The 7,042-nt window shown below is 51.8% G+C and carries 6 protein-coding genes and 2 pseudogenes; 4 read left to right on the plus strand and 4 right to left on the minus strand.

The window, feature by feature from the left end; genetic code table 11:
* The first annotated feature begins 241 nt into the window (after positions 1-241).
* Both HMPREF6485_RS01975 and HMPREF6485_RS01980 read left to right on the plus strand, forming a co-directional pair.
* A complete protein-coding gene (locus tag HMPREF6485_RS01975; RefSeq protein WP_004344295.1) occupies positions 242-1,621 on the plus strand; it encodes a DUF5687 family protein in 1,380 nt (459 codons plus the stop codon).
* A 52-nt stretch (positions 1,622-1,673) separates the two neighbouring features.
* Positions 1,674-2,405 (plus strand): ABC transporter ATP-binding protein, encoded by a 732-nt coding sequence (locus HMPREF6485_RS01980; RefSeq protein WP_004344296.1) that lies wholly within the window; start codon positions 1,674-1,676, stop codon positions 2,403-2,405.
* 653 nt (positions 2,406-3,058) lie between these two features.
* Here the strand turns inward: HMPREF6485_RS01980 and HMPREF6485_RS14520 are convergent.
* A pseudogene (locus HMPREF6485_RS14520) lies at positions 3,059-3,181 on the minus strand (IS982 family transposase); the annotation flags it as partial.
* Here HMPREF6485_RS14520 and HMPREF6485_RS14300 point away from each other — a divergent pair.
* Positions 3,150-3,269: pseudogene (locus HMPREF6485_RS14300) on the plus strand (IS982 family transposase); the annotation flags it as partial. The pseudogenes HMPREF6485_RS14520 and HMPREF6485_RS14300 sit on opposite strands and share 32 nt — an antisense overlap.
* A 418-nt stretch (positions 3,270-3,687) precedes the next feature.
* Here HMPREF6485_RS14300 and HMPREF6485_RS01995 read toward each other — a convergent pair.
* Genes HMPREF6485_RS01995 through HMPREF6485_RS13150 form a run of 3 tightly spaced genes read right to left on the minus strand, consistent with a single transcriptional unit; the run spans position 3,688 to position 5,518 of the window.
* Positions 3,688-3,885, minus strand: coding sequence for a hypothetical protein (locus tag HMPREF6485_RS01995; RefSeq protein ID WP_036927118.1), 198 nt, complete (start codon positions 3,883-3,885; stop codon positions 3,688-3,690).
* 35 nt (positions 3,886-3,920) lie between these two features.
* A complete protein-coding gene (locus tag HMPREF6485_RS14085; protein WP_169310379.1) occupies positions 3,921-4,604 on the minus strand; it encodes a hypothetical protein in 684 nt (227 codons plus the stop codon).
* Positions 4,514-5,518 (minus strand): hypothetical protein, encoded by a 1,005-nt coding sequence (locus HMPREF6485_RS13150; RefSeq protein WP_004344302.1) that lies wholly within the window; start codon positions 5,516-5,518, stop codon positions 4,514-4,516. Before HMPREF6485_RS13150 ends, HMPREF6485_RS14085 begins: the two co-directional genes overlap by 91 nt.
* Before the next feature lie 371 nt (positions 5,519-5,889).
* On the opposite strand from HMPREF6485_RS13150, the gene HMPREF6485_RS02005 reads away from it, so the two are divergent.
* Positions 5,890-6,888 carry a helix-turn-helix transcriptional regulator gene (locus HMPREF6485_RS02005; protein ID WP_004344304.1) on the plus strand — a complete coding sequence of 333 codons (999 nt, stop codon included), beginning with the start codon at positions 5,890-5,892 and terminating at the stop codon, positions 6,886-6,888.
* Positions 6,889-7,042: the final 154 nt, after the last annotated feature.

Here is a 7,042-nt window from a genome sequence, read left to right on the forward strand (position 1 = left end):
CATACAAGTATTTACAATTCATCAACGGCATCCCTTTGACACAAGTGCTCTTGTCGGCAGAACGCTCTCTCCCACCCCACGGAGAAATGCGCACCCGCGCAGGACACCCTCCAAGCACACATTATCTCTCTAAAAAAACTTAACAGAGCGAGCACCTTTCATGCTTTTTCATTATCTTTGCCGACACAGAGATAAAAAACCGTAACCTCAGAACTCTGAAAACCGATTATCCGAAACAGTTATGATGAAGATACTCTTGCGGCTCTGGTGGCTGCAACAACGCCGAAGTTTTTCGTGGAAAAACGTATTCGTGGCCTGCTACTTCGTGTTCCTCTATGCCGTGATACTCACAATAACCTACATGCAGTCAGGCGATGCGCTGTCGAAGATGCAGGGAGCGAGCGATGTGGGCAGCATGGGGCTGATGCTGTGTGTGGGCATGATGCTGCCCGACATCATCCAAAAACTGCTCATGAAGCACGATGTCACCGTTCCGGATGACTATCTCAAGTCGCGCCCCATGCCCGGGAAGGTGTGGAACCGCTTCCTGCTGCTCACCAACCTTGGGAGCTTTTGGAATCTCGTGGTGCCGGTCATGCTCATCCCCATCGTGTTTTTCCTCATGCCCACGGGGCCCGGTGTGGCAACGCTGGCACTGCTCCTTCTCACTTCGCTGGTCAACGGGCTGTTCATCACCTGCCTGCGCAAGGCCGACGAGTGGATGTTCCGATGGCCGCTGGTGCTGGGCTGGTGGGGCTATTTCATGTTTGTGGGGGCCTACATCATGCTCTTTGCAGGACTCAACGTGTGGATCCACACACTCGGCTATGTGGTCATAGCTTTGGGCACACTGGCCGGACTGATGGCCTACCTTTTCCGGCTGAAACGCTATGACGAACGTAGGGGCAACGCCGGACACGTGCGGAGTCTCGGGCACGGTTCGCTTTTCAGCACCGAATATATCAGCCTGCTGCGGGCCAAACGCCTGCGGCAGATGTTTATAACCATCGTGGCGGTATTCCTGTTTCAGTGCTACATGTTTTTCATGGATGGCGAATTGCAACACGAAGTCGCCAGTTTGGTCTTTCTGGAATTTGCCGTGTGCGGCCCCTCTTTGGTGCTGGGACAGTGGACATTCGGCGTGGAGGGCAACTATTTCCACGGTCTGTGGAGCAAACCCGTGAGCATAGAGCGCATGTTGCGCAACAAGTTCTACTTCTTCGCCATGCTCAATGCCGGCATGGCGATGCTCTTCCTGCCACTCGTGTTCCTGTATTCCCTGTCGCCGCTCACGCTTTTCGCCACATTTGCCTTCGCCGCCGGCGTGCTCAATCTCATGATGCTGCCCACGTGCCTCTTCTCCTCGCGGCTCAATCTCTTTTCCTCGGCGTTCTTCAACTATCAGGGGGCCAACTTCCGCATCAATGTCTACGGCATCGCCTTCTTAGTGCCCATCGGACTGTCAGCCGTGTGTTTCGCACTGCTCAGCGAGTGGCAGGCCGATCTTGTCCTTCTCGGCGCGAGCCTCTTGGGCTTTGCCCTCCACCGGCCGGTCATCGCCAAACTGGCTTCCATGTTCATAGCCAAGCGATATGAACGGATGGAGACTTTTATGGAATGACGCTTCCGCACACAACCAACTATAAAATACACGCAAACCAACAGCCATAACAATGGAAATAAAAATAGAAAACTTGAAAAAGGTGTACGGTGGCATCACCGTGCTCGACATACCCGAACTCACACTGCACTCGGGCGAACTGATAGGCCTCGTGGGCAACAACGGGGCGGGAAAGACCACGCTGATGCGTCTCATCGTCGACCTCATTAAGGCCGACGAGGGGCGGGTGACGAGCAACGGCCAGCCGGTCAGCGAGACCGAGGAGTGGAAAAACTACACAGGGTCGTTCATTGACGGACGTTTCCTCATCGACTATCTCACACCCGAGGAGTATTTCTCGTTCATCGCCGATGTCTACCACATTTCCAAGGAGACGCTCGAACAGCGGCTGCAAACTTTCGAAGGGCTCATGCACGGCGAGATACTCGGCACGCGAAAATACCTGCGCGACTTCTCCGAGGGCAACCGCCAGAAGGTGGGTATCATCGGGGCCATGCTCATCCGGCCTCAAGTGCTCATCCTTGACGAGCCGTTCAACTATCTCGACCCGTCGTCGCAAATCACCATCGCCCGCCTCATCGAACACACCTGCAAGGACTTCGGCACTACCGTCATCCTCTCCAGCCACAACCTCAGCTTCGTAGCCGACATCTCCACACGCATCCTGCTGCTCGAAAAAGGGCTCATCGTGAAAGACCTGCCCAACGCAGACGGTGCAGCCAAGGCCGAACTCAACGAGTATTTCGGCATGGAAAACGAGGAGAAGCCGGCCGACACGGCCTGATATAGGCTCAGTCGATGTTGAGTGGGGGAGACTTCCCCAAGGGCGTAGGCGGCAGACAGGGAGATGGCGAATGTGTTGGGGGAATTCATGTTTCGCGGCAGAATGGTTGTCAAACTATTTATTCATTTTCAGCCTCTCTGCTTGCGATATTCGCAACGAACAGCCGCCCGGCCGCAAATAGGCGATTTTGGCGACACTTTTAAGACATTGACAATCAGCCAGTTGAATTTTATTGACACATGCTTTATCCCCAAAATGGGTCTGAAAGATCCCGAACGGACTTGCAAAAGGGCCACAGTTGAAGCGCAACTGTGCCCCTTTCGGCGTGCAAGTGTAGCCCTTTCGCAAACCCGAAGGACCCAAACGGGAAGTCGGAGCGACTTTTTCGGCCTTTCAAGACCGTTTTCCCTATCTGTTTGGAGATTTCTCGCGCGTGTGTTTTTGTTGAGATTATTCGTCGTTGTCCGGCATTTTGCAGAGACATCTTTCACCAATACGCCAGTCCGGGATAAGAAAGTTGTTTAAAAAGTTGGTAATCTCGCTTGTTTTTGTAACTTTATAGTAATCAATTACAGACATTATAAGCAATGATTACCGAAAACAAAATTGCAGAGATTTTTTGTATTATACGCCAGTTCGGTATAAGAGTTCACTTAAAATATCTCCAACAGTCTGGACTTCTCCACATGTACCGGCAGTGCCTCCGGTTTGTTGTCGAAGAAACAATAAGCAGCAAGTGCTGCACACAGATTCATGATGAAGTTGTGTTCTGCCCTTACAGCATACTGCTTCTTTGAGAACAAGCCGGAGGCACTGCCGGTGTATGTGGAAAAATCAAGGCAGTTGGAACTTTTTTCATGCTAAACTTATCCCGAACTCAAGTATAAGTAGTATCAGTTAGTAATAGATTAAAGCGAAAGGTCTAAGCTGCTGCGTGTCAGGAACATATTTTTCCCTCATAAAAAAGGTCTAATAGTCACTAAGATTCCATATATTTGCAAATAAAATCGTCCGTTTGTAAATGGCGTGAGCCGTAGGGGTGTGATTTATCACGTTTCGTTTTTGCATTTGGCTCTTGCCACATCCATTTCTGTATTTGCTTCCTGTCATAGCGTGGAATTTATTCGTCAGAGTATCGGGTTGTTTTGATGGTTAATAATTGATAAGGTCTGTTTGCCAATTCTGAACGTAATAAATCATGCCCATCGGCGCATCAAGTTTTCGATTTTCGGGGAGCGCGTCCCTCGTTGCTGGACGCGCTCCCGATGAAAATAAGAGAGCCTTAATCCTCCCACAGCGAGGACGAGGAACGGTCGCTGTTGCCACCCTCTTCTTTGTCGTCGGAGAAGAAAGACCCTTTCGACAAGGCCGGTCCTGTGGCGGGATCGTCGTCGATGCCCACGCCGATGGAGCCGGCGAGGATACTGTTTCCCAATTCAATACGCTTGACCTTGATGCCCGGTTTGATGTACTTTTTCATTTTTCTTGTTTTTATCTCTTGGTTATTCATTTGGTTTATTTCACGATTACCTTGCGGTCGCCGGCGATGTAAACGCCCGCGGGCAGTTGGCGACGCATGAGGCGGTCAGCCACACACCGACCCTGAAGGTCATACACCGGACCGCCGTTCAGGCCTGCCGCGTCGTCCGTCACGCCATGGATGCCGGTGGTCTCGCCGTCGAGGATGATGGAGAGTTCCTTGGCCTCTTGGCTGTTGCGGCGGGTGATAAAAGCACGATAGGGAGGAATCACGGCGGCGGGATTACCTGTTACCTTATGGAACTTGCCGTCGTTCTGCAGGATGTAGGCAGGCTTGTCAACTTCCCAGAAATAGAAGTTGTGTATTGTGCCATTGAAGGTATAATTGCCGGTAGACATATGTATGAATTCGGGGGTAAAGGCTTTCACCTGTATGTTCTCGCCGTCAAGCTGTACCACGCCGTCGGCCACGAGCAGATAAGGAAAGTAGGCTTCAAGCATGTCTACTTCCTCGAAGTAGACTTTACTGTCGTTGCCGCCCGAGAGGAAGTAGGCCTTGAAACCCCGGATGGGAAGCTCGTAGGGCAGGCACACCGTGGCCTTCCCCACGGAGAGCGTGCGGTCGTAGGTTACCCTGGCTGCGGTGAAGTTGAGGCCGATGGGCAGTAGCGTGCCGTCGGTGAGTCGGAAGTCGTCGCACGCCCACTGCTCATTCGCCACGTCGTAATACACGTAGTTGGTCTTGCTTTTGTCGGCTTCGCGGTAGAGAATCGGCATTTTGCCCACACCTGTGCCCAATAGCACCGGTCGGTGCGGTAGTCCTGCAGGTACCACGCCAGAATGCCGGTGAACAGCTCATCCTCTTCTATATATATGCCATCTGGCTCGCCGCAGGCGTTGAGGTAGAAGCAGCAGCTCTCAAAGGTGGGGTTGGGGGCGAAGGTGAAGCCGCCGCCGTCGGCGTTGTTCGTGCCGAGGTAGAGGCAGTGGGTCAGGGTGCAGGTGGCATTGTCATCTTGATAACATACAAAGCCCGCCATTCCTCTCTTGCTGTTGGCGGTCGTGCCGGTGATGTCGCCCATCACGAGGCAGTCGTTAAAGGTAAGCCGGGCGTCACGGCCTGCAGTGATAACCATTCCTGCGGCGCAGCTGTTGTCCTTCGTGTTGCCGCTCGTGATATTCACCTCGCTGATGCAGCCCGAGAAAGTGGTCGTGCCACTCGCCTCATAAGAGAATACGCTCAAAGGAACATCGTCAGACGTCATTTGCCCTTTGATGTGCAGGTTTTGGATGGTGGCGTCTGTTACAAACGGGAATAGCGCCATGCAGCCACCGGCTGTGTCGCTCCAGTTGATCGTAATCGTATGCCCCTGTCCGTCGAACGTGCCTGAATAGCCGGTGCCCTCGCTGCCTATCTTCCAAATATCCGTGCCGAGGTTGATGTCGGCCGTCAACTTGGCATTGAGGTCTCTTTCCCCGCTCCTCACGCGGTCACCGAACGCTTTCCAGTCTTCCTTTGTGGCGATGTTAAGGTAATCCTCGTTGCCCGAGGCGTTTTGTGCCCATGCCGACATGGTCAGTGCCATGGCAAAGATAAAAAGGCTGAGTCTCGGAATGAGTTTTTCTGTTTTCATTTTGCTGAATATTTGAAGTTAAAATGAGCGTTTGTCAGAAGTGTAGGGGAAAGGGAAGGACACACAGCCGCGCCATCCTCGCCGTGCCTCTGTCGTGCATTCCACATTCCTGTCTCTTGAATTTCGCATGCCGGATGCTTCTCTTCCGGGCTGTTCCTCAAGAAACATTTGTGCAAAAACAGCAAAAGGCTATATAAAGATAACAAAAAAGAGAGTTGTGAATTTGTTTTTTTTAATAGAAAGACAATTTTAATGTGTCATTGCACCTTAAAAAACTTAACATCCCCCTTAAAAACACTTAACGAAAAGATTGACAAAGAGAAAATAAAAACGTATCTTTGCTGTCGTTATAAAAAGTAAAGACGACAACCATGATCACTCATTATCTCACCGAAAAGGTTTCGGCATTTCTGCGGTCGCGCGCCGCGAGCACCTTCAAGCGGCACCAGATTATCGTTTATCTGCTCCATTCCGCCATCGTCGTCATTGTCATTATGATGCAGCTCATAGGATTGGGAGGCTCTCAGGAAGCGGTGCCACAGACGATGAGTGTCGTCCATCTGGCGACGTGCCTCACGACCCTGCCGCTCTATCTCTTCCGAAGGTTGTCCGTACCTGCGGCTCTCTCGCTCGTATCCCTTGTGGCACAGGCCACCATTATGTGCCGCTTCGCCTATTTTGCCTACGTGCGCCCTGAGCATTTCCTTCAACTCATCATCCTCAACCAGATGGTGTCGGTGCTGGCGGTGGTATTCCTCGTGCTGTGTTTTGTGAAGTATACGCCGTTCGCGATTGCCGCCATCAGTCTGGTCGCGTACGGAAGCGTCGCCGCCTACCTGAAAGAGCCGTCCCTATGGAAAATTTTCGGTTTCTTCTTGGGCATAGAGTTCTTTCTCTGCGTGCTGGGCGAACTGCTGCGATACAACGTGATGAGCGTATCGAAGGAGAATACCGACCTGCACCACCGTGAGACGGCACTGATGCACGCCGTCAGGCTTAATGAACGGGAAATAGAGGCCTATCTGCGCATGAGCAGCAACGACCACCCGTCGCCCAAGGATATCGACCGCCTGTTTTCCATGATTAAGCCGAAATCACAGCGCAACCTCGTCAACGCCGTGCGTCTGCATTTGAAGAACCACTTGACGGACGACTGCGCTCTTGCTCGCCTCTTCCCCAGTCTCACTAAATCAGAAACGGACGTGTGTCGTCTCATCCTCGCGGGGAAAAAACGGAGCGAAATCGCCCTGCTGCTCGACAAGACAGAGAACAACGTCGACGTGACGCGCAACCACATCCGCAAAAAGCTCAACGTACCCTCAAACCGTGATCTGAAAGAGTTTCTGGAAGAGCGGGTGTTGGATATTTAAGTGATGGGGAGCAGCTGATAAGTTGGAAGAACACACGAGGCATCAGTTCCACAAAGCGGTTGTAGGATGCGGGATTGGAGAACATCGCTTATATTATTTGTAATTAATTGATTTTCAACTATAAAATTACAAAGAAATAAGCGAGATTACCAAC

The organism is Segatella buccae ATCC 33574 (assembly GCF_000184945.1).
Classification (GTDB): Bacteria; Bacteroidota; Bacteroidia; order Bacteroidales; family Bacteroidaceae; genus Prevotella; species Prevotella buccae.